This window comes from Microbacterium maritypicum, assembly GCF_008868125.1.
In the GTDB taxonomy this organism is placed as follows: domain Bacteria; phylum Actinomycetota; class Actinomycetes; order Actinomycetales; family Microbacteriaceae; genus Microbacterium; species Microbacterium maritypicum.
Genome location: NZ_WAAQ01000002.1, coordinates 250,848 through 271,902, shown reverse-complemented (window position 1 = coordinate 271,902; position 21,055 = coordinate 250,848). Strand labels below are relative to the sequence as shown.

Here is a 21,055-nt window from a genome sequence, read left to right as displayed (position 1 = left end):
AACCACCCCCGCCGACGCGGGCGGCGCGTCCTCCACAGGCGAGGGGCGCGATCAGCTCAGGGTCGACCGATCGTAGGCGCCGATGAGGCCATCGAGGAAGGTCGCGACCGTCGCCCGTTCCTGGGCGCTCATGGCCGCGATCTGCGCCTCGACCTCGTCGATCAGCGGCGCCACGAGGCGCTCAGCATCGGCAGCGGCATCTTCGGAGGCGGTCACGATGAGTTTGCGCCCGTCGGAAGGGTGACGATCTCGGCGCACATGACCGCGGTCTTCGAGACGGTTGAGGACGAGGGTCATGGCCGCGGTCGAGATCTCGATGCGATGCGCCAGCTCGGTGGGCGTCGCGGGTCCGCGCGAGATCAGATGGTCGAGCACCTCGAGACCCGGGGCATCGAGTTCGAGCTGCTTCGCGACCGACCGTTCGAAACGCCGCTGTCGCATCGTGAGCTGCTGCACACGGGACCGGATGTCGCCGTCATCGATCTCGCCGGCGTCGTGCCGACGCGACGGGTCGTACCCCGAAGCGGCTTTCGACACCCGCTCGGCTCGTTTGACATCCATGCCCGCAATGGTAATACTCCATATTGCTAATTTGATTGATAATCAAGAATTGAGATGACATGAGCGACGTGACCGAGGCCCCATACCGCTGGCGTTGGGCGATTCTGGGGGTGATGCTGGCTGCCGAGGTCATGGACATGCTCGATGCGACGATCGTCAACGTCGCCGGCCCGTCCCTGGAGGCATCGCTGGGAACGAACGCCCTGGGCCTGCAGTGGGTGATCGGCGGCTACGCGCTCGCGCTGGGAGCCGGGTTGATCCTCGGCGGCCGTCTGGGCGATCGCTTCGGACGTCGACGGATGTTCCTCCTCGGGCTCACTGCCTTCACGATCGCCTCCCTGCTGTGCTCCCTCGCCCCGACCGCCGAACTGCTGATCGCGTTCCGCCTGATCCAGGGCGCCGCCGGCGCACTGCTGCTCCCCCAGGGCCTCGGACTGCTGCGCGAGAACCTCTCGGGTGCCGAACTCGCGGTCGCCTTCGGCATCTTCGGCCCGGCACTCGGCCTGGGCGGCATCCTGGGCCCGATCATCGGCGGCGGACTCATCGAGGCCGACATCCTCGGTCTCGGATGGCGCTCGGTCTTCCTCGTGAACATCCCGATCGGAATCATCGCCCTGGCCGTCGCATGGCGCATCCTGCCGCGACGATCCGGCGATCGAGCCGTCCGCATCGACCTCCTCGGCGCCACCGTCATCGTCGCCTCCTCCGGCATCCTCGTCCTCGGCCTGACCTTCGGCCCCGAGCTGGAGTGGCCGCTGTGGGCCTGGGCATGCGTGGCCGCAGGGCTGGGCGGGTTCGTGATGTTCGGCTGGCAGCAGCGGCAGCTGCTCGCCCGTGGGGGCGTGCCCCTCGTCACGGCGACCATGTTCACCCGTCGCGCGTACACCTTCGGACTCGTGGGCATCGCCCTCTTCTTCAGCAGCCTGACGGGCACGCAGCTCGTGCTGACGCTGTTCCTGCAGCTCGGCAACGGCTTCAGTGCGGGCGAGGCGGGGTTGAGCAACCTGCCGCTCGCGATCGGCTCCGCGGTCGGAGGCGCGATCAGCGGCGCCTGGCTGGCCGAGAAGATCGGGCGGTCCGTGCTGCAGCTGGGAGCCGTCACCCAGCTGCTGGGCGCGGGGCTGCTGTGGTTCGAGCTGCAGCAGCCGGGCGACTTCAGCATCTGGACCATCGCCCCCGGCATCGCCCTCTTCGGCGTCGGCGGCGGCGCGATCATCGCGGCTCTGTTCAGCACGATCCTCGCGGCGGTGAAAGATGAGGAGATCGGTTCCGCCTCCGGCGTCCTCACCGCGGTGCAGGCGATCGCGAGCGCGGTCGGTGTGGCGATCTTCGCGTCGGTCTTCTTCGATGCCGCAGCATCCGGCACCCCTTCGCAGGCCTACCAGCAGACGCTCATCGTGCCCGCGTTGATGCTGATCGCCTTCCTCGCCCTGACCTTCCTCTTCCCGAAGAAGAGCCGCGACGACGCACACGCCGCAGCAGTCGAGGAGACGGCGCACTGACTCGTCACCCGGGAGCGACCAAGGCGCTTCCGGCGGGCGTAGGTTGGAGGCACCCCGTTCGAAGGAGCACCCGATGACCGAGATCACCGTGACCCGCAACGACGAAGAATCGCGCTACGAGCTCCGCTCCGACGACGTGCTCGCGGGCTTCGCGGCGTTCGATCTGCGCCCCGGATCCATCCGCTTCACCCACACCGAGATCGACCCGGCATTCCAGGGACAGGGACTGGCGGGGAAGCTCGCATCGGCCGCTCTGGCGGATGCGGCGGAGCGTGGTGATGCGATCGTGCCGCTGTGCCCGTACATCGCGAAGTACCTCGAGACCCACGAGGTGCCGGGCGCGGAGATCCGCTGGCCGAAGCCCCCGTCCGCCCCCGCCGGATCCGCAGGTGAGGACCCGACGGGCCGAGCGGAATGATCGGGCAGCGCCGCCTTATCCTCGAACCCCGCGAAGTGCCGCTCGGCGGGGTACGCGGCATGAACGTGCTGCGCGCACTGCCGCACCGCAACCTGCCGACGATCGGCGCCTGGTGCTTCCTCGACCGGTTCGGTCCCGCCGACACCAAGATGCGGGTCGAACCGCATCCGCACATCGGACTGCAGACGGTGACCTGGCCGCTGGTCGGAGAGATCCGCCACCGCGACTCGCTCGGCAGCGACGCCGACCTGCGCCGTGGGCAGCTGAACCTGATGACCGCGGGGAACGGGATCTCGCACTCGGAGTACTCGATCGGCGACGGGCCCGTCCCCCTCGATGCGCTGCAGTTCTGGGTGGTGCTCCCGGATTCCGCGCGCCACGGTGCCCCCGGGTTCGAACGGCACACCGCACTGCCCGCGCTCGCGATCCCGGCCGACGAGGGCGCGGATGCCGAGGCCACCGTCGTGCTCGGCGAGTTCGCCGGGGTGCGTTCCCCCGCCACCGTGCACACCCCGATCGTGGGCGCCGAGATCGTGCTCTCCTCCGGCTCGCGGGTGCACCTGCCGCTGCGTTCGGGCTGGGAGCACGCGCTGATGCTGGTCGAGGGCGATGCCGTGGTGGCAGAGCATCCGCTCGAGCGCAACGGCCTGCTGTATCTCGGCGACTCGCGCGACGAGGTGGAGGTGTCGAGCGACGAGGGCGCGCTGCTGTTCCTGCTCGGCGGCGAGCCGTTCGAGGACGAGATCGTGATGTGGTGGAACTTCGCCGGCCGCACGCACGAGGAGATCGTCGCAGCGCGCGACGCGTGGGAGGCGGAGTCGTCGGCCGCTGCTGAGCCGGCACGGTTCGGCATCGTCGGCGGTCACGACATTCGAATCCCCGCTCCGCCGCTGCCCGACGTGCAGTTGATGCCCCGCGGACGCCGGATCTGATCCTGATGACGACGTCGGACCTCTTCCCCGGCACTCTGGCGCCGATGCCGGGCGCCACAGCATCCGCCACGTTGATCTGGCCGAGCGTCGAGTCGGTCGCGCCCGCGCGATTCGTGGAGGGCTTCAAGCCCTTCGCGGCCTTCGCACGCGATTCCGATGCAGACCCCGCCGTCCTCGCGACCGACCTCTTCGCACTGTGGGACTTCATCGCTGCGCACGCCGAGCTCCTCGATGCTCCCGAGATGACGGAGGCAGCCTCGCGGTTCCTGGGGAACGCGATAGCCGTGGCGCATCCCGCGGCGAGGTGGCGGATGACGAGCGAGCCTGAGGTCGGTACCTCGGCCATGTCGATTCCGGTCGCGGGCGTGCTGCGGGCGATCGTGGAGCACCCGGAGCAGCGCGAGGCGTTTCGAGAGATGCTCGCCTCCTGGCCCCAGGCCGACCGCGACGACCTGGAGTCGAGTGCCCTCGCGCACCACGAGGTCGACGTCGACCTCGTGGTCGCCCCTATGGCGTTCGCACGTCCGCCCCTCGCGATCCCGGAGTTCTTCGACGACGACGGCCGGGTCATCGACTACGGGTCCCGCTGGGCCGGTGGCTCTCCGCCGGACGACGCCTACTCGCGGGTCTCCCATCCTGAGCGCTTCGCCCCCGTGCTGTCCGTCGTCGACGCGCTGGTCGAGCACCTGGCGACCTGGTACGTCGTCGACGTCGACCGACGGGTCTCCGAATCGGGGGCCCGCGTGATGTGCCTGCGCCCCACGACGGGCGCGACGATCACCCTCACGGTGTCGGCCGAGTCCGTCGACATCGAAGCCGGGGCCTTGTTCCGGGACCGTGCGCCCGTATGCACCTGCGACGCCTGCGACGAGACCGCCGAGAGCGTGGCCGACCACCTGGAGCAGACCCTTCTCGCGATCGCGGCCGGAGGGTTGAGGGAGGTCTTCCCCGTCGGACAGCGGCGCTGGCTGCACACCCGGATCCACACCCCCGACGGCAGCGGACGATCCAGTGGCGGCCAGCCCGACCCGGCGATCCCCGCGAAGCGTCTCGACGAGGCCGCCGACGTTCTCGGCCGTCTCCCCGATGGCTGGTGGCCGGCCTGGACGCTGCGCGCGGAGCCGGTCTGACTCAGCCGCGCTCTGGCGTATGCACCCGCGCGAGGAAGCGTTCCGTGCGCGGCGACGGGCCCCGCGGGTCGAGGATCGAGACCACGACGGTCACCGTCGTCGCGAGGGGAATGGTCCAGGCGGCGGGCTGGGCGAGGTACGGCGCCGCCGCCCCGACGCCGTCGATCAGGGCATGCACGAGCAGCGCGAGGCCGGCGGCGAGACCGCCGGACAGCATCCCGGCGACCGCCCCACGAGCGGTGAGTCCTCGCCACCAGACTCCCAACAGCACGACCGGTGACAACGTCGACGCCGCCACGACGAACACCACACCGACACTCGATCCGAGACCGGCCGGGGCCGTGAGCAGCGCCACGGCGAGCGGCACCAGCGCACAGAGCACGGCCGAGAGTCGGAACGAGCGCACCGATCCTGAGAACACGTCCTGGCTGATCACTCCGGCGAGCGACACCACGAGGCCGGCAGATGTCGCCAGGAAGGCCGCGAACGCCCCGGCAACGATCAATGCCGTGAGCAGCTCGCCGAACGCCCCGGGGAAGACGCGGGACGGCAGCAGCAGCACCACGGTGTCGGCGATGCCCGGCACTGCGAGGTCGGGAGCGGCGATGCGCGCCAGCAGGCCCATCGTGCTCGAGACCGCATAGAACGCACTGACCATGCCGATCACGATCACCGTTGTGCGTCGCGCCGAGACCCCGGTCGGACTCGTGTAGAAGCGCACCAGCACATGGGGAAGACCCATGGTTCCCAGCAGCAGCGCAAGCAGCAGCGAGGCCGTCTCGTAGGCGTCGAACCCCGAGGGGCCGGCCTCGACCGGGAAGACCAGCGCGGGGTCGAAGTCGTGCGGACCGCCGCTGAGCGCGAAGGCGATGAACACGACCGGCACGAGGAGAGCGGTGAGCTTGAGCCAGTACTGGAACGCCTGCACATACGTGATCGCGCGCATGCCGCCCGCGGCCACCGCTGCAGCCACGAGCACCGCCACGGTGACGGCTCCCACCCATTCCGGCAGGCCGGCCACGACGAGCAGGGTAAGGCCGGCACCGTGCAGCTGCGGCACGATGTACAGCCAGCCGATCACCAGCACCGCGATGCTCGTGACACGTCGGGCCGACGTCGACTCCAGGCGCGCCTCGATGAAGTCGGGGATCGTGTAGGCGCCGCTGCGTCGGAGCGGGGCCGCCACGAACGCGAGGACCAGGAGGTAGCCGGCCGCGTATCCGATCGGGAACCAGAACCCGCGGGCGCCGTCGAGCAATACGAGGCCTGACAGCCCGAGGAACGTACCGGCCGAGAGGTACTCGCCACTGATCGCCGACGCGTTCCACACGGGTCGCACGGTGCGCGACGCCACGAAGAAGTCTCCCGTGGTGCGGGAGATGCGCAGTCCGTAGACCCCGATGAGCAGCGTCGCGACGATGACGAGCGCGACGCCGATGAGATCGAGCACCACGTTCATTCGCGGTCCCGGAGCGCCCGGTACCGACGCTCGTTGCGCGCGGCGGTGCGCACGTAGAGCACCGCGAAGACGACGATGATCGGATAGAACGCGTACGCCTGCAGCAACCACGACAAGGGCAGGCCCCAGACCAGGACCTGTCCGATCTCGGGGATGAGGGCGATCGTCAGGGTGAGCGCGATCACGACGACCACGAACCCGGCGACCGTGCCGAGCGCGAGTCGGAGCTGGCTGCGCATCAGGGCCCGGGCGTACACGGCATCCGCCTCGTCCACGGGTGAGCCGGGCAGGGCGATGCCGCGGGTGAAGGTCGCTGGTCGCCGATCGGGCAGGTCGGCCGTGACGCGCACGCGCTTCGGCTTCTCGGTCATCCGGCGCCCTCTCCACGCAGCAGGGCATCGCGCACCGCCGGCACCAGACGCCGACTGACCGGCAGCGAGACCGCGCCGATCGACACGGCGGGCTCCGCCCCGGACAGACGCGCCTCGGTCACGGCGACCGTGCGCACGAGCGAGGAGCGATGGATGCGCAGGAATCCGGCCGCCGCCCACCGAGCCTCCAGCTCCGAGATCGGGATGCGCACCAGATGCCCTGTGCCGTCGCCGGTGTGCAGCCGGGAGTAGTCTCCCTGCGCCTGCACCCAGCGCACCTCGCTGCGGCGCACGAACCGCACGACGGATCCGACCGTGACCGGCAGCACCTCGTCGTCGCCGAGGCCCGCGGTGTCGCCGAGCTCGACGACCCGGTCGACCGCCTGACGCAACCGCTCGAGGCGCACGGGCTTGAGCAGATAGTCGGCAGCCCGCAGCTCGAACGCCTCCACCGCCCTGGCCTCGTCGGCGGTCACGAACACGACGGACGGCGGTTCGGCGAGGGTCATCAGAGCACGCGCGAGCTCCATCCCGTTCAACCCCGGCATGTGGATGTCGAGGAACGCGATCCGCACCGCCCGCTCGGACAGCACCCGCAGTGCCTCCGCCCCCGACGATGCCGTGAGGATCTCACCGACGCGGGGGTCGGTGCGCAGCAGGTGGACCAGCTCGTCCAGGGCGGGTCTCTCGTCTTCCGCGACGAGCACATCGATCGGAGGTGCGATGGTCATCATGAACGTCAGTCGTTGTCCGGGTCGTGCTGCGGCTGCGATTTCGGGACCCGCATGCGCACCAGGGTACCGGCGCCGGTGTTCGTCTCCACCACCAGGCCTCCGTCCGCGCCGTAGAGCTGACGCAGCCGGGTGTCGACGTTGCGCAGACCCACGTGGACGCCGTCGTCGCCCGCCGTGAGGGTCGCTCTCAGCCCCTCGGGGTCCATGCCGACCCCGTCGTCCTCGACCGTGATCTCGGTGTGGGTGCCGTCGTCGCGCGAGGCGATGCGGATCTCCCCTCCCCCGACGCCGGGTTCGAGACCATGACGGACCGCGTTCTCGACGAGCGGCTGCACCGACAGGAACGGAATGACCGTCGCGAGCGTCTCCGGCGCGATCTGCAGGGTGACCCTCAGCCGGTCACCGAAGCGGGCCCGCTCGAGCTCGAGATAGGAGTGGATGCTGCCCAGCTCTTCGGCGATCGTGGTGAACTCGCCCTGCCGACGGAACGAGTAGCGGGTGAAGTCGGCGAACTCGAGCACCAGCTCGCGCGCACGCGTGGGGTCGGTGAGCACGAACGACGCGATCGCCGTGAGGGCGTTGTAGATGAAGTGCGGGGAGATCTGCGCCCGCAACGACCGCAGCTCAGCCTCGGCCAGCTGCGTCCTCGACGCATCGAGTCCGCCGAGTTCGACCTGCGCCGCGCACCAGTCGGCGACCTCTTCGGCCGCCCGCACCAGCGCTGCCCGCACGGATGCTGCGAAGGCGACCACGACACCCACCACGCGTCCGTCGACGAGGATCGGAGCCCCGACGGCCTCGAGCTCACCGTCCCTTCCGCGCGCCGGGAAGACCTGCCGTCGACCGGAAGCGCTCACCTGCGCGGCGATGCGGCGTGCCGCGGACTCCAGTCCGTCGGAGGGGCCGTCGAACGACACGGTGCCCTCGGCGCTCACGATCGCGACCGCTGCGCTTCCGAGCAGCACGCGCAGGTGCCGTGCGGCCTTCACGACGTCGGGGGCGGAGAGCCCTGCACGCAGGTGCGGTGCCGCCAGGCTCGCCTGGTGCAGCGCCGTGAGCGCCGCCTGTTCGGCATCGCTTCCCAGGTCGGCGGCCCCGCGGGCGAGTCGGCGTGCGAGCAGGAGGAGCACCGAGAGGACGATGCCGCCGAGCACGCCCAGCACGGCGGCGAGAACGACGTCGGTCATGGTCCCAGCCTAGGCACCGACGACACCGCGCTCAGCAGCAGCGGGCACCGGGGTTGCGATCCTGGTCGTCCATCCGCTGCCGCCAGAACTGCCGTTCGGTCAGCGGCTCCTCGTCCGGGTGCTGGCGACGCTGATGGGCGACATACGTCGCATAGGCGCTGTCGCCCATCAGAGTCGTGATGTACCAGCGGATGCCGCGCCCGGCCCGCGCCACGGCGCCGACGAGCGTCCGCAGGAGGGTGGTCGCGGCATCCGCCCGGTTCATGGTGTCGGCCATCTCAGTGGGTCGACGCCTTGCGCTCGTCGGCCAGGAGCGGCTCCCACTGCTTCTCGAGTTCGCGCTCCTCGGCGCTCGGCAGGAACCCTGCCGGAGCGAAGCGGCGCGAGGCCACGGGGGCCTCCTCGGTGTTCTCGCCGCCGCCGTTGCGGATCGCCTTGATCGTCACGATCACGGCGGCCACCATGACGACGATGGCGAGGGTCACGAAGATGATCGAGAGCGTGCCCTGCACGGCGGTGTTGCGGATGACGGCGTCGAGCACCTGGGGCTCACCGAGCGAGGTGTCTCCGCTGTCGCGGGCGGCGACGTAGCGGAAGTGATTCGCCCAGTAGCCGATCGCCGGAACCGGAGACGCGATCTTGTACAGCGAAGCCGTGATGGTCACGACCGCGGTGAACGCGAGCGGCAGCCCGATGATCCACAGCCACTTGACGTAGCTCCGACCGCGCTTGGCGACGATGGCCATCACCACGGCGAGCGCGATCGCGGCGAGCAGCTGGTTCGCGATGCCGAACAGCGGGAAGAAGGTGTTGATGCCGCCGAGCGGGTCGGTCACCCCGAGGATGAGGATCGCTCCCCAGCCGGCCACCATGATCGCGGTGCAGATCCACACTCCGGGGCGCCACGACACGTCGCGGAACTTGGGGAACCAGGCGCCGATCGAGTCCTGCAGCATGAAGCGGGCGACGCGGGTGCCGGCGTCGACGGCGGTGAGGATGAACAGCGCCTCGAACATGATCGCGAAGTGGTACCAGAAAGCCATCATCGCCTGACCGCCGAGCGCCTGCTGCATGATGTGCGCGAGTCCGAGCGCGAGCGTCGGCGCCCCTCCGGTGCGGGAGACGATCGACTCCTCGCCGACCGCGGCTGCCGTGCCGGTGAGCATCTCGGGTGTGAGGTTCACCCCCGTCAGGCCCAGCGAGTTCACGAAGGCCACCGCCCCCTCGACTGTTCCCCCTGTCGCGGCCGTCGGGGCGTTCATCGCGAAGTAGATGCCCTGGTCGATCGAGATCGCGGCGACGAGGGCCATGATCGCGACGAACGACTCCATGAGCATGCCGCCGTAGCCGATGAAGCGCGTCTGGCGCTCCTTCTCGATGAGTTTCGGAGTGGTTCCGGACGCGATCAGCGCATGGAACCCGGAGAGCGCCCCGCACGCGATCGTGACGAACAGGAAGGGGAAGAGGGGCCCTGCGAACACCGGTCCCATGCCGTTCTCGCCGAAGACGCTGACGGCGGGGACGGTGATCTCGGGGCGCACGAGGACGATGGCTCCCGCGAGCATGACGATCACGCCGATCTTCATGAAGGTCGACAGGTAGTCGCGCGGGGCGAGCAGCAGCCAGACCGGAAGCACGGCGGCGATGAAGCCGTAGACGATGATGCCCCAGGCGATGGTCGTGCGATCGAGGTGGAAGATCGCCTGACCCCACTCGGTACCGGCGACCCAGCCTCCGCCGATGATCGCGGCCATCAGCAGCACGAAGCCGATGATCGACACCTCGGTGACCTTGCCGGGGCGGAGGTAGCGCAGGTAGACGCCCATGAAGAGCGCGATCGGGATGGTCATCGCGACCGAGAACACGCCCCACGGGCTCTCCCCCAGCGCGTTGACGACGACGAGGGCGAGGATCGCGACGATGATCAGCATGATCAGCAGCGAGGCGATGATCGCGGCGGTGCCGCCGATCCGGCCGAGCTCCTGACGGGCCATCTGGCCGATCGTGCGTCCGCCGCGGCGCATCGAGAAGAACAGCACGGTGTAGTCCTGCACGGCGCCGGCGAGCACGACGCCCACGATGATCCAGATCGTGCCGGGGAGGTACCCCATCTGCGCGGCGAGCACGGGACCGACGAGCGGTCCGGCACCGGCGATGGCCGCGAAGTGGTGGCCGTAGAGCACGCGACGGTCGGTGGGGACGTAGTCCTTGCCGTCCTGCTTCACCTCGGCGGGCGTGGCCCTGCGGTCATCGGGTCGGGTGATGTACTTCTCGATCACCTTGGAGTAGAACCGATAGCCGATGAGGTAGGTGCACACCGCGGCGAACACGAACCAGATCGCGTTGACGGTCTCGCCGCGGACGATCGCGAGCATGGTCCAGGCGACGGCGCCCAGCAACGCGATCGCGGACCACAGGATGATCTTCGGCAGAGTCCAGCGGTTCGCCTTCTCGTGGTGCTCCTCGGTGAGGGCGACGGAGGGGAGTTTCGGATCGGTGACGATCACGGGCTCGTCGTCGACGAGTCCGGCGCCGTCGCGGCGGCGCGACGAAGGTGGGGTCATGGAGGTCTCCTCGGGATACGCGACGTTGCGTTCCCCCACGTTAGGAAAGCGATGCCGCCGCACGGGGCCGAGCGAGTGGATGCTGCGACGAGCGGCGCGGATCACGCGGTGAACGGATGCGCGCACGCAGCACAGCACCCCGCGGTCCATCGACCACGGGGTGCTGTGCGGTGTCGCTTGCGGACTACTCCCTCTTCTCCCCACGCGGTGCCGGGGTCTCCGGTGCGGGGGTCTCCGGTGCGGGCGTAGCCGGGGCGCTCGTCTCCGGTGCCGGAGCCTCCGGTGCCTTCGCCTTCGGCACGTCGACCGTCAGCACGGTGCGTACATCGGAGTCGCCGTACTGCACGAGCCCGAGGTAGCGCGTGCCGGCGGTCAGACCGGTCCAGCTGAGGTCGTACGACATCTGCTTACCGCGGACCGCGGCGAGCGGGTTCGGCGTGGCGGTGAGGTCGCCCTCGCCGTCGGGCAGCACGTTGGCGTAGGTCATGTCCCACGTCATCGGGCCCGTCGTGGAGTAGATGTTCGCCACCACGAGGTACGTACCGGCCGTCGGTGACGGGATCGTGACCTGCTCGTCCGCCGAGCCGGTCGCCGAGCGCCAACGCTGGTAGTACTGCAGGTCGTCCGGGCTCACCACCCGGTACACGGTGAGGTCGAGGTCGCTGCCCTTGTCGTCGGACGAGTCGAGGTCGAACCTCGACAGCGTCGTCCCCTCGGGCACGTTCACGATCCACGACACGTCCTTGTTCGCGTCGCCCGACTTCTCATCTCCCGAGTGACCGTCGACGGGGTTGTCCGCGTCGGCGAGCATCTCGAACGGCGTCAGACCCGAGAGTCCGAGTGCCAGATCACCGGTGAGGCCGGGGGTGATGTCCACCGTGGTGCTGCCGTCGACGCCGGTGCCCGTGACCTCCGCCGGAGCGTCGGCCGTGACCGGGAACAGCGCGATCGGCGACCGCACCGAGTTCTTCGCACTCGTCCAGGTCAGCGAGCCGGTGGCCCACTGCTCCACGGGGGCGCTGGCGTTGTCGAACGTGACCGTGAAGGTCTTCGTCTGGCCGGGGCGGTCGAACTTGAGCTGCTGAGGTGTGACCTTGATGTTCACTCCCGGCACCGAGGCCTTGGCGGTGAAGGTGCCCTTCTCGGTCGAGGTGACCGTGCGGGTGACGGTCTGCGCGCTGGTCAGCGAGCCGATCGAGATCGACGCCTGGTTCAGATCGCTGCCGTCGATCGGGTCGATGCCGGGGAAGTCCGACAGCCCCTTCCCGTCGAGGAACGCCGCCCAGTCCTTGACCCCGTTGAGGTAGAGCAGACCCGGGTTCAGGTACCGCTTCGGGTCGACCTGACCCGCACCCTGCTCGAACGGGTTCTTGTTCTTCGATCCGTCGGGCAGCACCGTGTCGTAGGCGGTGGTCATCATCGCCGACTTGATCTCAGCCGGCGTCGCCTTGGGGCGCTCGCCGAGGTACAGAGCCGCGAGACCTGCGACGTGGGGAGAGGCCATCGACGTGCCGGAGAGGATGCCGAAGGTCGGCTTCTCGCCCGGTGCGTTCTCGGTCGCCGCGAGGATCGCGACACCGGGAGCCGCGACGTCCGGCTTCATCACATCGCTGCCGTCGGCCAGCATCGGTCCACGGCTCGAGAATCCCGCGATCTGCGGCGTCGGGGTGGTCACGCCCGTGGTGTTCTCACCGACGAGGGTGATCGGACGGTCCACGCCGCCCTGCACGTACGCGAGCACGGCGGCGCGGTGCACGGCGTTCAGGTGCACGGTCGGCACGGCGTGGAAATCGTTGTCGAGCGAGTCGGCCCCACCGGGCACGTTCACGAGGACCATGCCCATGCCACCGGCGTCCTTGACCACCTGCGACTTCTCGGCGCGGGCGTTGCCTCCGCGATCGCAGACCACGATGTGGCCGGCGACCTTCGCGGGGTCGAGGGTGCCGGGCAGGCAGAGCTGCGGATCGGCGGCTCCTGCGGCGGCGGCATCCACGGCGGCGATCGAGGGACCGGTGACCGTCTGCCCGAACGGCACGCTCACCGAGGCTCCGGCCTGCTCGAATCCGTCGAACTGCACCGTGCCCTCCCAGGTGGGGATGGTGGAGGCGGCGACCGTCGTGTACCAGGGCGATGCGTGATCGGCCGTGACCGGGTCGGGGCCGTCGTTGCCGGCGCTCGTCGCGACGAAGACACCCGCGGCTGCGGCGTTGAAGAACGCGAGGTCCTCCGGAGCCATCACGGTGCTCGCGGCGCCTCCGCCGATGGAGTAGTTGATCACGTCGACGCCGTCGGCGACGGCCTGGTCGATCGCGGCGATCAGGTCGCTCTGCGCGCAGATGTCATCCGTGGTCACCGTCGTGTCTGGACCGACGTAGCAGGCCTTGTAGGCCGAGATCTTCGCCGCGGGCGCGACTCCCGAGATCGTGCCGAAATCGACGTTCTCGATGCTGGCCTTGACCTTGAAGTTGCCCGCCGCGGTGCTCGCGGTATGGGAGCCGTGGCCGTCGCCGTCGCGCGGCGAGAGGTAGTCGTACTGGAAATCGAAACCGGCCGCCTCGGCTCCGGCGTAGAAGTACTGTCCGCCGATGAGCTTCGACGAGTAGTCGCTCTTGTCCCAGTCCTGGCCCTCGACCATCGCGGCCTGGAACTGCCCGCCGTCCGACTTGTCGAAGTAGACGTAGGTGCCGTCGGTGTAGGGCTGAGCGGCCTTGTTGCGGTTGTGCTGCTTCTTCTGCTTCTTGATCTTCTTGCCCTCGAACGAGGGGTGCTCGGGGGCGATGCCGGTGTCGATCACGCCGACGACGACGCCCTCTCCGGCTTTCTCGACCCCGCCGGTCTGCTGCCACACGCCGCCGCGGCCCTTGCGGTCGTCGCCGAGCCCGAGGTAGTCGGTCGACGTCTGCGCATCGGGGTGACGGATCTCATCCGGGTACACCCCGATGACGTCCTTCGACGCACGAAGCGCGTCGACCTGTTCGCCGCTGAGGTCGGCGCTGAAGCCGTTCAGCACCACCTGGTAGGTGGTGTCGGGGGTGACGCCGATGTCGCTGACGAGGTCGGTCTGCTCGGTCTGCAGATGCTCGACATAGCGTTGCGAATCCTGCGACTGCGTCTCCAGCTGCTCGCCTTCGGAGGGCTTGGTGGCCTTCAGACCCTTGACGTCGCCTTCGTAGGTGGCGAGCGGATCCGACTTCATCACCACGATGTAGTGCCCGGGGGTGCCTGCGACGGGGACGGGGTGCGTCACCTCCTCCGTCGCGGCGTAGCCGGTGGTTGCCGTCGATGCGATGAACAGCGTGGCCAGGGTGGTGGCGGCTGCCATCCGGAGGGGTGTTCGACCCATGTGGTGCTCCCGATGATCACGGCGCAGCCGCGTTGCTGCACCGCGGCCAACATAGTCCGGCTCTCGGCGATCGACGCGAGATCTGGCCGATCGACCAACCCGCATTCGCCGATCGACCAGGATTATCCACGGCCGCCCTCCCGATAGGTCGACAGTAAGCTGGAGAGGTGGCCCGCACCTCCGTCCTGTCGACCCGCGTACTGCTCGTCTGCGCGGCGATCGGTGTCGCGACGGGCATCCTCGCGGGCATCGCCGGCTGGGTGACGCCTGTCCTGCTGGCCAGTCCGCTGCTGTTCCTCTACGGCCTCGTGCTCGGTTCGCACGTGCTGCCGGGCATCATCGCGCAGGAGGTGCTGCGCCTTCCGCTCGTCGCGCTCATCACCCATGTGTTCGCCGCCCTGATCGCGAGCGCCTTCAACCCCGCCTGGGCGCTGCGCTTCATCGGCACCGCGCTGCTGTTCGGCCTGATCCAGGAGGGGGTGGCCGCCCTCACCCGCTATCGCTCCTGGGGACCGTGGCGCTTCTTCCTCTCGGCGGCGATCATCGGCGTCTTCGTCGCGGTCGTGGTGTTCTTCGCCGCTCACCTCTCGGTGATGCCGCTGTGGGCGCAGCTGCTGTACCTCGCGATCTCCGTGCTCGGACCCATCGCGTGGACCGCTGTCGGCCTCGCGATCGGCTCGGCGCTCAGTCGCGCCGGCGTCGCCCGCCGGTAGGCACCGCTCCCAGCCGTCTCGCGACCGCGCCCGAGATCGAGCTGACGAGCGCTTCGAGCGGACCACGACGCTGCAGCGCGGCCAGGATCGCACCGACGACGAGCGCCCCCAGGATGTGGACCCCGAGGATCCCCGGCCCGAGGTACCACCACGGGATGTCGGCCGGCGCGTCGATCTGACCGACGGACGCCAATGCGACGGTCGCGGCAGCCGCCGCGAGGACGTGGAGCGTGTAGACCGTGAGCGGTGCGGCTCCCGCCGCCCTGATCGGTTCCAGCACGCGGAGGGCGGCCTTCGGGAGGACGCCGGCGAGGAACAGCATGCTCGCGATGACGAAGAGGGCGATGCCGACGCCGCGCAGGATGTCGAGGGTCGTTCCCGTGTGCGGAGTCTGCAGCGCGAGCGCCCACCACTCCGGGGAGAGCGGTGCGCCGAAGCCCGGGGATCCGACCAGGCCGTCGATCGCCTCGGCGGCCTCCACCGGCATCGTCGCGATCACCGCAGCGCGCCCGAAGAGACCGTAGACCAGGGCACTGACCGACACCGCGAGCACGGCGAGAAGAGCGCCGACTCCGGCCATCCAGGCGAGGAGACGGGGCTCCGCCGCATTCCGGCGTGCGCCGATCAGCAGCTTCGCCACGGCCATGCCCACGAGCACGTAGACGATCCAGGTGATGACGGGGTAGGTCCCGGTGACGAAGACCGCCCGCAGAGCCACGAGCGGCTCTCCCCACTGCGGCCAGCTCACACCGCCGCCCTCTCCGACGACGCCGATCATCCCTCGCAGCTGGGCGTTGAGGATGGGGCCGATGACCGCGAGGACTCCTGCCCACACGAGCAGTCCCTTCGCGCCCATCCGCAGGAACGGGATACTGCCCAGCATCGCCACCCCGAAGTAGACGAGGACGACGACGATGCTCCCCGGCGCCAGGGCGAGCGTGGCCCCGAGCACGATGACGAGGAGACCGCGCACAGCCATCGCCCACCGGGCCGCCGCGATGTGCCCCCGCTCCAGGTAGGAGCGGGTCGCCAGGACCACGCTGATCCCGCCCACGACCGCGAACAGGGTCGACGCGTTCCCGTCGACGACGTTCGACAGCCAGGAGATGTGGCCCGGCATGCCGACCGGCGGGAGGAGGTGCGCGCAGAACATGCCGATGATCGCCAGGAACCGGGCGAAGTCGATGCCGACCATACGGCCGAGCTCTCCCCGGGATCCGGTCCCGCCTTCGCGGCGCGTCGGCACGCGTCCGCTCTCCTGCGGCTTCGCGATCGCGATCGTGTTCGTGTCTTCTCGCACGTTCTCCCCTTGTTCCGTTCGGCGCACAGAATGACGCCTCTACGACGATGCCCTGCATGCGGGCACAGCGCGTCCGCCTTCGGGATGACCGCTGTCATCCGGAAGAGGGCTTCTGCGCGCATGGATTATCAGGTAAGGCTCAGCTAAGTTAGAGGGGTACGATCCGCCGACCCGGGACTCCACCGTGCGCCCATCCGCGCCCCTGCTCCGCGTGCGTGAGCTCTCGCTCACCCACGCCGATGCGGCGCACCCCTCACCACGCGATGTGACCTTCGACATCGACGCGGGCGAAGTCGTGCTCCTGCTCGGACCGTCCGGTTCCGGCAAGTCGACGCTCACCCTCGCGCTGAACGGCCTGATCCCCCACGCACTCCCCGCGCGCATGGTCGGCACCGTCGAGGCGGGCGGGATCGACACCGCGAGCGCGCAGACGGCCGTGCTGAGCACACAGGTCGCGATGGTCTTCCAGGACCCCGATGCGCAGATCGTCACCGGAAGCGTCTACGACGAGGTCGCGTTCGGCCCCGAGAACCTGCTGCTCCCGCTCGATGTCGTCGAGAGTCGCGTCGAGGAAGCACTGCGACGGGTCGGCCTCTGGGATCGGCGCGATGAGAACCCCGACCATCTCTCCGGTGGAGGGAGGCAGAGACTCGCGATCGCGGGCGCTCTCGCGATGGGATCTGCGCTGATCGTGCTCGACGAGCCGACGGCCAACCTCGACCCGCAGGGCATCGACGACGTGTACGCCGCCCTGGCGGAGGTCGTCGCCGCCGGAGACCGCGCCATCCTGCTCGTGGAGCACAACCTCGACGCGGCGATGGCGTTCGTCACGCGTGCGATCGTGCTCGACCGCGAAGGTCGCGTCGCCTTCGACGGACCGGCCGCCGAGGTCATCCGCGAGCATGCCGATGAGCTGGTCGGGATGGGCGTGTGGCTTCCCGGCGCCACCCTGGCTGCGCTGCGCCTTCGGGGTCAGGGGATCTCCCTCGACCCGCTGCCGCTGTCGCCGCAGGAGCTCGCTGCCGCGCTCGAGCGCGAGGGAGTCTCCTCCCGCTCCGCCCGGCCGCCCGGCGCCGGAGGTTCCGGGCCGCTGAGCGACGAGAGCGACGGCGAGACGGGACGCCAGGCGCCGCCGATCATCCGCGCTCGCGGGCTGACCGTGCGCCGTCGCCGGACCGAGATCCTGCACGGGATCGACCTCGACCTCGAGGCCGGCAGCCTCACGGCCATCGTCGGTGCGAACGGTGCGGGCAAGACCACGCTGATCCAGTCGCTCGCCAGCGTCGTCCCCCCGCCGCGCGGTCAGGTGTCCGTGGACGGCGTCGACGCGGGGGCCGCGTCTCCGCGCGACCTCGCCGCACGCATCGGGTTCGTGTTCCAGAATCCGGAGCACCAGTTCATCGCGGCGACGGTCTTCGACGAGCTGGCCCACGGTCTGCGGCTGCGCCACGTGCCGGATGCCGAGATCTCGGCCCGCGTCGACGAGATGCTCACCCGCTTCGGGCTGGAGCACAAGGCGGATGTGCATCCGTTCCTGCTCTCCGGCGGCGAGAAGCGGCGGCTGTCGGTGGGTACCGCGCTGATCACCCGTCCGCGCGTGCTGGCGCTCGACGAACCCACCTTCGGACAGGACCGCGCCAGGGCCGCCGAGCTCCTCGAGCTGCTGCAGAACCTGCGTGCGGAGGGGACGACGATCGTGATCGTCACGCATGACCTCCAGCTCGTGGCCGAGCACACCACCCATGTCGTCGTCCTCGCCGATGGTCGGGTGCGGGCGGTCGGGCCCACCGCCGCTCTTCTGCAGGACGAGCAGCTGTTCGCCGCCGCGGGACTGCGCCTGCCGGCCCTGCAGCGCGTGCTGACCTCCGCCGGGCTCGGAGCGACCTCGTGACCACGGCGACGTTCGACCCCTACGCACGGATGACGGCGACATCGCGACGACAGTTCCTGTACGCGCTGAACCCGCTCGCGAAGATCGCCGGATTCGCGCCGGCGATGGTGCTGCTGGTCTTCGTGCGGGATCTGGCCACCCCTGTGGCCTTCCTGCTGCTCGCCTACGCCCTGATCCTGGTCGGCGCACGCCTGACGGGCAGACTCCTCGCCCTGCTGCTGCTCGGGCTCCCCGCCGGCATGCTTCTGATCGGTGTCGGCTTCTCGCTGTGGGTCGATGCCGGCCTCGTCGCCGGCAGTGCCCCCGTCCTGCAGATCGGCGACTGGACGCTCTACAGCGGGGCTCTGCTGATCGGTTTCGCGACCGCGCTGCGGCTCGGCTCCATCGTCGCGCTCGCGCTCGTCGGCGGGCTCACCACCAGCGGCCCCGATCTCGTGCGGGCCAGTGTGCAGCAGCTGCGGGTTCCCTACCGGATCGGCTACACGGCCCTGGCCGCGTTCCGGTTCGTGCCGCGGTTCGGCCATGAGCTGTCGGTGATCAGGGCCGCTCATCGGGTGCGCGGGCATCACGGCGGACGCGGACCCTTCGCGCGCATCGCTCGGGGGTGGGGGTACATCGTGCCGCTGCTGGCCGGGGCCATCCGTCACGCAGAGCGCGTGGCACTCGCGATGGACTCGCGTGCATTCGGTGCGCACTCGACGCGCACAGAACGACACCTCGTCCCGTTCCGCACACGGGACACCGTCTTCACCGTCGCGACCCTGCTGGCGTCGGCGGCGATCTTCGTCGTGTCCTTCCCCTGGCAGCTTCCCTGAAAGGCGTATCTGGGCGCTCGCGCCCGTGCCACCCTGCCGGAGGCTCCGTTCCGCGGCTATGCGGCGGGCGAGCAGGCGCTCGCCGCGGGCGCCCGCAAGCACCCCGTCGGCGAGCGCGGGGTAGACAAGAACGCCTGCTGACCTGTGCGGCGCTCGGTGTGGCGGGAGCAGTGTTTCTCGCACCGATGAACCGGTTCTCGACCGTGCTGACCAATCTCTGGTGGGCGGCCTTCACGGAGCTGCCGTTCCTGTTCGTGCTCTGGCGCTACTGGGGCACCTGGATGCACTATCTCGGTGCCGTCATCGTGGGCATCGTGTATCCGATCTCGGCGTGGGCGTGGTTCGACCTCGGGTCCATGTCTCTCTTCGCCCAGATCGCCTTCTTCGTCGTGGCGATCGCCAGCTGCGTCGGCGGCACGGCCCTCGGCATCCTGATCGCCGACCGTCTCCGCAGGGCGGGAATCGGCAGGCACCGCTAAACCGCGAGAGCGCAGCCGCACACGCCGGGCGGTGACATCGCCGGGCCGTGACGTCGAGCCGCGACGTCGTCAGGCAGCGACGTGGTCAGGCAGCGACGTCGTCAGGCCGCGATGTCGAAGCGTAGGCGGCCTCCGAGCCTCGGGGTTCGCGCAGAGTCGACGTATCGCGGCGGAATGAACCACACCCGCGCCGCCGTCCCGCTCCCGCTCCCGCTCCCGCTCCCGCTCCCGCTCCCGCTCCCGCTCCCGCTCCCGCTCCCGCTCCCGGCAGTATCGATGCGGATCTGCCACCCGTTGTCGTGGATGCGATGGTGACACGTTTCGCACAGCAGCACCCCGTTGGAGAGATCGGTCGGCCCGTGGTCTCGTCTCCACCATCGAATGTGATGCGCCTTGGTCGTCTCCGGCGGCAACCCGCACATCGCGCATCCCCCATCACGCTCTACCAGCGCCAGCCGTTGCGCCCGGGTGAACAACCGCTTCTCCCGTCCCCAATCGAGGATCTCGCTGTCTCCGCCGAGAACACACGGGATCACGCTGCCCCCGGCCGCCATCCGCCGCGCGGCCTCGACGCTGACCGGCTGATCGACCCCGTCCACGGTCGCCGACCCCGTGCCGGCCTCCAGATCGTCGAGGTTCATCCGCACGATCACCGTCGCACCGGCGACCGGCACCCGCTGCTCACACCCGAGCACGTGCGCGCAGAACACCGCGAGGGCATCGGCCTGGATCATCGGCACCGTCCGCCGATCCGCATCGGGCGCTTCCGCATCGGGCGCGTCTTTCCGCGCGGCGAACACGGCGGTCACGTAGCCCCGGATCGCGGTGACGACCGGCGCCGCGGTCTCGACATCGAGCACGGCGTTCAGATGCACCATTCCCTCACGCTCGAACAGTGTCAGCGCGCGCCTGCCGCGGCGCTCTTCCTCACGAGGCTCCAGACCATCCGGATCGAGCCATGCTTCTGCACGGACCACGAGCTTGCGCACATCGTCGAGTGCCAGACCTGCCGCCTTCTCCGCCAGCATGCGCTCGGCTTCGACGACACGCTCCACCCCCGTGGCGATCCGACAACGATCGAGCAACCCGATGATCATCGCGGCGGCGGGAGCACCGAGCGCCCCCGAATCCAGCGCCTCGCTCACCAGCGGATACTTCGCCGGCAGACGCGCACCCAGAAGGTCGCTCCGGGGTGCCGTCGCCTCTCCCACCTTGACGAGGCGCGACGCATCACCGGTCGACACCCCCGTGGCTGCCGCGATCAACGTCGCCGGGTTGCGGTAGCCCTGCTGCTTGGCCAGGCTCTCCGCCCCGAGCTCTGGACGTGACTCGCGGGAGATGCACGCCGCCACCGACACATGCACGGCATCCAACCGACGCCGCAACACCCCGATAGACGCGCTCACCTCGATCAGCTGCTCGCGGGACAGCTCTCCGGAGTCACCGGCATCTGACCACGCCTCATCGAGGCGTGACATCGCCTCGTGCAACGCGGTCAATTTCGACATACTCGATTCTACCGCGAACCGTCTCGACATTCGAATTTATGTTCTATTGAATACCGGTGCGACCGGCATGTCGTGAAGACCGAGAACCGAGTCAGCCGCCAGGAGTGCGTCGCTCCGAATGCCTGGTGGCACCGAGGTCCGGCGATAC

The 21,055-nt window shown here is 69.5% G+C and carries 18 protein-coding genes; 8 read left to right on the top strand and 10 right to left on the bottom strand.

The features are described from left to right. Nucleotides 1-51 precede the first annotated feature (51 nt). Nucleotides 52-561, bottom strand: coding sequence for a MarR family winged helix-turn-helix transcriptional regulator (locus tag F6W70_RS12040; protein WP_151486839.1), 510 nt, complete (start codon nucleotides 559-561; stop codon nucleotides 52-54). 59 nt (nucleotides 562-620) lie between these two features. On the opposite strand from F6W70_RS12040, the gene F6W70_RS12035 reads away from it, so the two are divergent. The 4 genes from F6W70_RS12035 (at nucleotide 621) to F6W70_RS12020 (ending at nucleotide 4,543) form a co-directional block, all read left to right on the top strand. Next, the gene (locus tag F6W70_RS12035) at nucleotides 621-2,063 is read left to right on the top strand and encodes an MFS transporter (RefSeq protein WP_151486838.1); all 1,443 of its coding nucleotides are present in this window, start codon (nucleotides 621-623) and stop codon (nucleotides 2,061-2,063) included. 73 nt (nucleotides 2,064-2,136) lie between these two features. Then, on the top strand, nucleotides 2,137-2,481 hold the full coding sequence (locus F6W70_RS12030) for a GNAT family N-acetyltransferase (protein WP_151486837.1): 345 nt from the start codon (nucleotides 2,137-2,139) through the stop codon (nucleotides 2,479-2,481). Continuing rightward, the gene (locus F6W70_RS12025; RefSeq protein ID WP_151486836.1) at nucleotides 2,478-3,413 is read left to right on the top strand and encodes a pirin family protein; all 936 of its coding nucleotides are present in this window, start codon (nucleotides 2,478-2,480) and stop codon (nucleotides 3,411-3,413) included. Before F6W70_RS12030 ends, F6W70_RS12025 begins: the two co-directional genes overlap by 4 nt. A gap of 5 nt (nucleotides 3,414-3,418) precedes the next feature. Next, nucleotides 3,419-4,543 carry a DUF6226 family protein gene (locus F6W70_RS12020; protein ID WP_151486835.1) on the top strand — a complete coding sequence of 375 codons (1,125 nt, stop codon included), beginning with the start codon at nucleotides 3,419-3,421 and terminating at the stop codon, nucleotides 4,541-4,543. A 1-nt stretch (nucleotide 4,544) separates the two neighbouring features. Here F6W70_RS12020 and F6W70_RS12015 read toward each other — a convergent pair whose 3' ends face one another. From F6W70_RS12015 to F6W70_RS11985, 7 genes are all read right to left on the bottom strand, one after another. Beyond that, a complete protein-coding gene (locus tag F6W70_RS12015; RefSeq protein ID WP_055869527.1) occupies nucleotides 4,545-6,002 on the bottom strand; it encodes a sodium/solute symporter in 1,458 nt (485 codons plus the stop codon). Further along, nucleotides 5,999-6,373, bottom strand: coding sequence for a hypothetical protein (locus F6W70_RS12010; RefSeq protein WP_055869524.1), 375 nt, complete (start codon nucleotides 6,371-6,373; stop codon nucleotides 5,999-6,001). The genes F6W70_RS12015 and F6W70_RS12010 overlap by 4 nt, the downstream gene beginning before the upstream one ends. Next, a complete protein-coding gene (locus F6W70_RS12005; protein ID WP_318278920.1) occupies nucleotides 6,370-7,104 on the bottom strand; it encodes a LytR/AlgR family response regulator transcription factor in 735 nt (244 codons plus the stop codon). Before F6W70_RS12005 ends, F6W70_RS12010 begins: the two co-directional genes overlap by 4 nt. Before the next feature lie 8 nt (nucleotides 7,105-7,112). After that, nucleotides 7,113-8,294 carry a sensor histidine kinase gene (locus tag F6W70_RS12000; protein WP_055876661.1) on the bottom strand — a complete coding sequence of 394 codons (1,182 nt, stop codon included), beginning with the start codon at nucleotides 8,292-8,294 and terminating at the stop codon, nucleotides 7,113-7,115. Nucleotides 8,295-8,325: 31 nt separating this feature from the next. Further along, nucleotides 8,326-8,571: a YbdD/YjiX family protein gene (locus F6W70_RS11995; RefSeq protein ID WP_055869518.1), complete on the bottom strand. Its 246-nt coding sequence runs from the start codon at nucleotides 8,569-8,571 to the stop codon at nucleotides 8,326-8,328. A 1-nt stretch (nucleotide 8,572) separates the two neighbouring features. Then, nucleotides 8,573-10,858 carry a carbon starvation CstA family protein gene (locus tag F6W70_RS11990; RefSeq protein WP_151486834.1) on the bottom strand — a complete coding sequence of 762 codons (2,286 nt, stop codon included), beginning with the start codon at nucleotides 10,856-10,858 and terminating at the stop codon, nucleotides 8,573-8,575. 184 nt (nucleotides 10,859-11,042) lie between these two features. Next, nucleotides 11,043-14,201 carry a S8 family serine peptidase gene (locus F6W70_RS11985; RefSeq protein WP_170287908.1) on the bottom strand — a complete coding sequence of 1,053 codons (3,159 nt, stop codon included), beginning with the start codon at nucleotides 14,199-14,201 and terminating at the stop codon, nucleotides 11,043-11,045. 167 nt (nucleotides 14,202-14,368) lie between these two features. Here F6W70_RS11985 and F6W70_RS11980 point away from each other — a divergent pair, with 167 nt between their 5' ends. Next, nucleotides 14,369-14,914 carry an ECF transporter S component gene (locus tag F6W70_RS11980; RefSeq protein ID WP_017831382.1) on the top strand — a complete coding sequence of 182 codons (546 nt, stop codon included), beginning with the start codon at nucleotides 14,369-14,371 and terminating at the stop codon, nucleotides 14,912-14,914. Here F6W70_RS11980 and F6W70_RS11975 read toward each other — a convergent pair. Continuing rightward, nucleotides 14,886-16,214: a heparan-alpha-glucosaminide N-acetyltransferase domain-containing protein gene (locus F6W70_RS11975; RefSeq protein ID WP_055869509.1), complete on the bottom strand. Its 1,329-nt coding sequence runs from the start codon at nucleotides 16,212-16,214 to the stop codon at nucleotides 14,886-14,888. The two genes, F6W70_RS11980 and F6W70_RS11975, sit on opposite strands and share 29 nt — an antisense overlap. A 184-nt stretch (nucleotides 16,215-16,398) precedes the next feature. Here F6W70_RS11975 and F6W70_RS11970 point away from each other — a divergent pair, with 184 nt between their 5' ends. The 3 genes from F6W70_RS11970 to F6W70_RS11955 all read left to right on the top strand — a co-directional run bounded on the left by F6W70_RS11970 (nucleotide 16,399) and on the right by F6W70_RS11955 (nucleotide 19,399). Beyond that, a complete protein-coding gene (locus F6W70_RS11970; RefSeq protein ID WP_151486832.1) occupies nucleotides 16,399-18,105 on the top strand; it encodes an ABC transporter ATP-binding protein in 1,707 nt (568 codons plus the stop codon). Beyond that, a complete protein-coding gene (locus F6W70_RS11965; RefSeq protein ID WP_373695314.1) occupies nucleotides 18,102-18,920 on the top strand; it encodes an energy-coupling factor transporter transmembrane component T in 819 nt (272 codons plus the stop codon). Before F6W70_RS11970 ends, F6W70_RS11965 begins: the two co-directional genes overlap by 4 nt. A gap of 170 nt (nucleotides 18,921-19,090) precedes the next feature. Continuing rightward, the gene (locus F6W70_RS11955) at nucleotides 19,091-19,399 is read left to right on the top strand and encodes a hypothetical protein (protein ID WP_318278883.1); all 309 of its coding nucleotides are present in this window, start codon (nucleotides 19,091-19,093) and stop codon (nucleotides 19,397-19,399) included. A gap of 101 nt (nucleotides 19,400-19,500) precedes the next feature. On the opposite strand, the gene F6W70_RS11950 is transcribed toward F6W70_RS11955, so the two are convergent. Continuing rightward, entirely contained in the window at nucleotides 19,501-20,907 is a 1,407-nt protein-coding gene (locus F6W70_RS11950) for an HNH endonuclease (protein ID WP_318278882.1), read from the bottom strand. Nucleotides 20,908-21,055 lie beyond the last annotated feature (148 nt).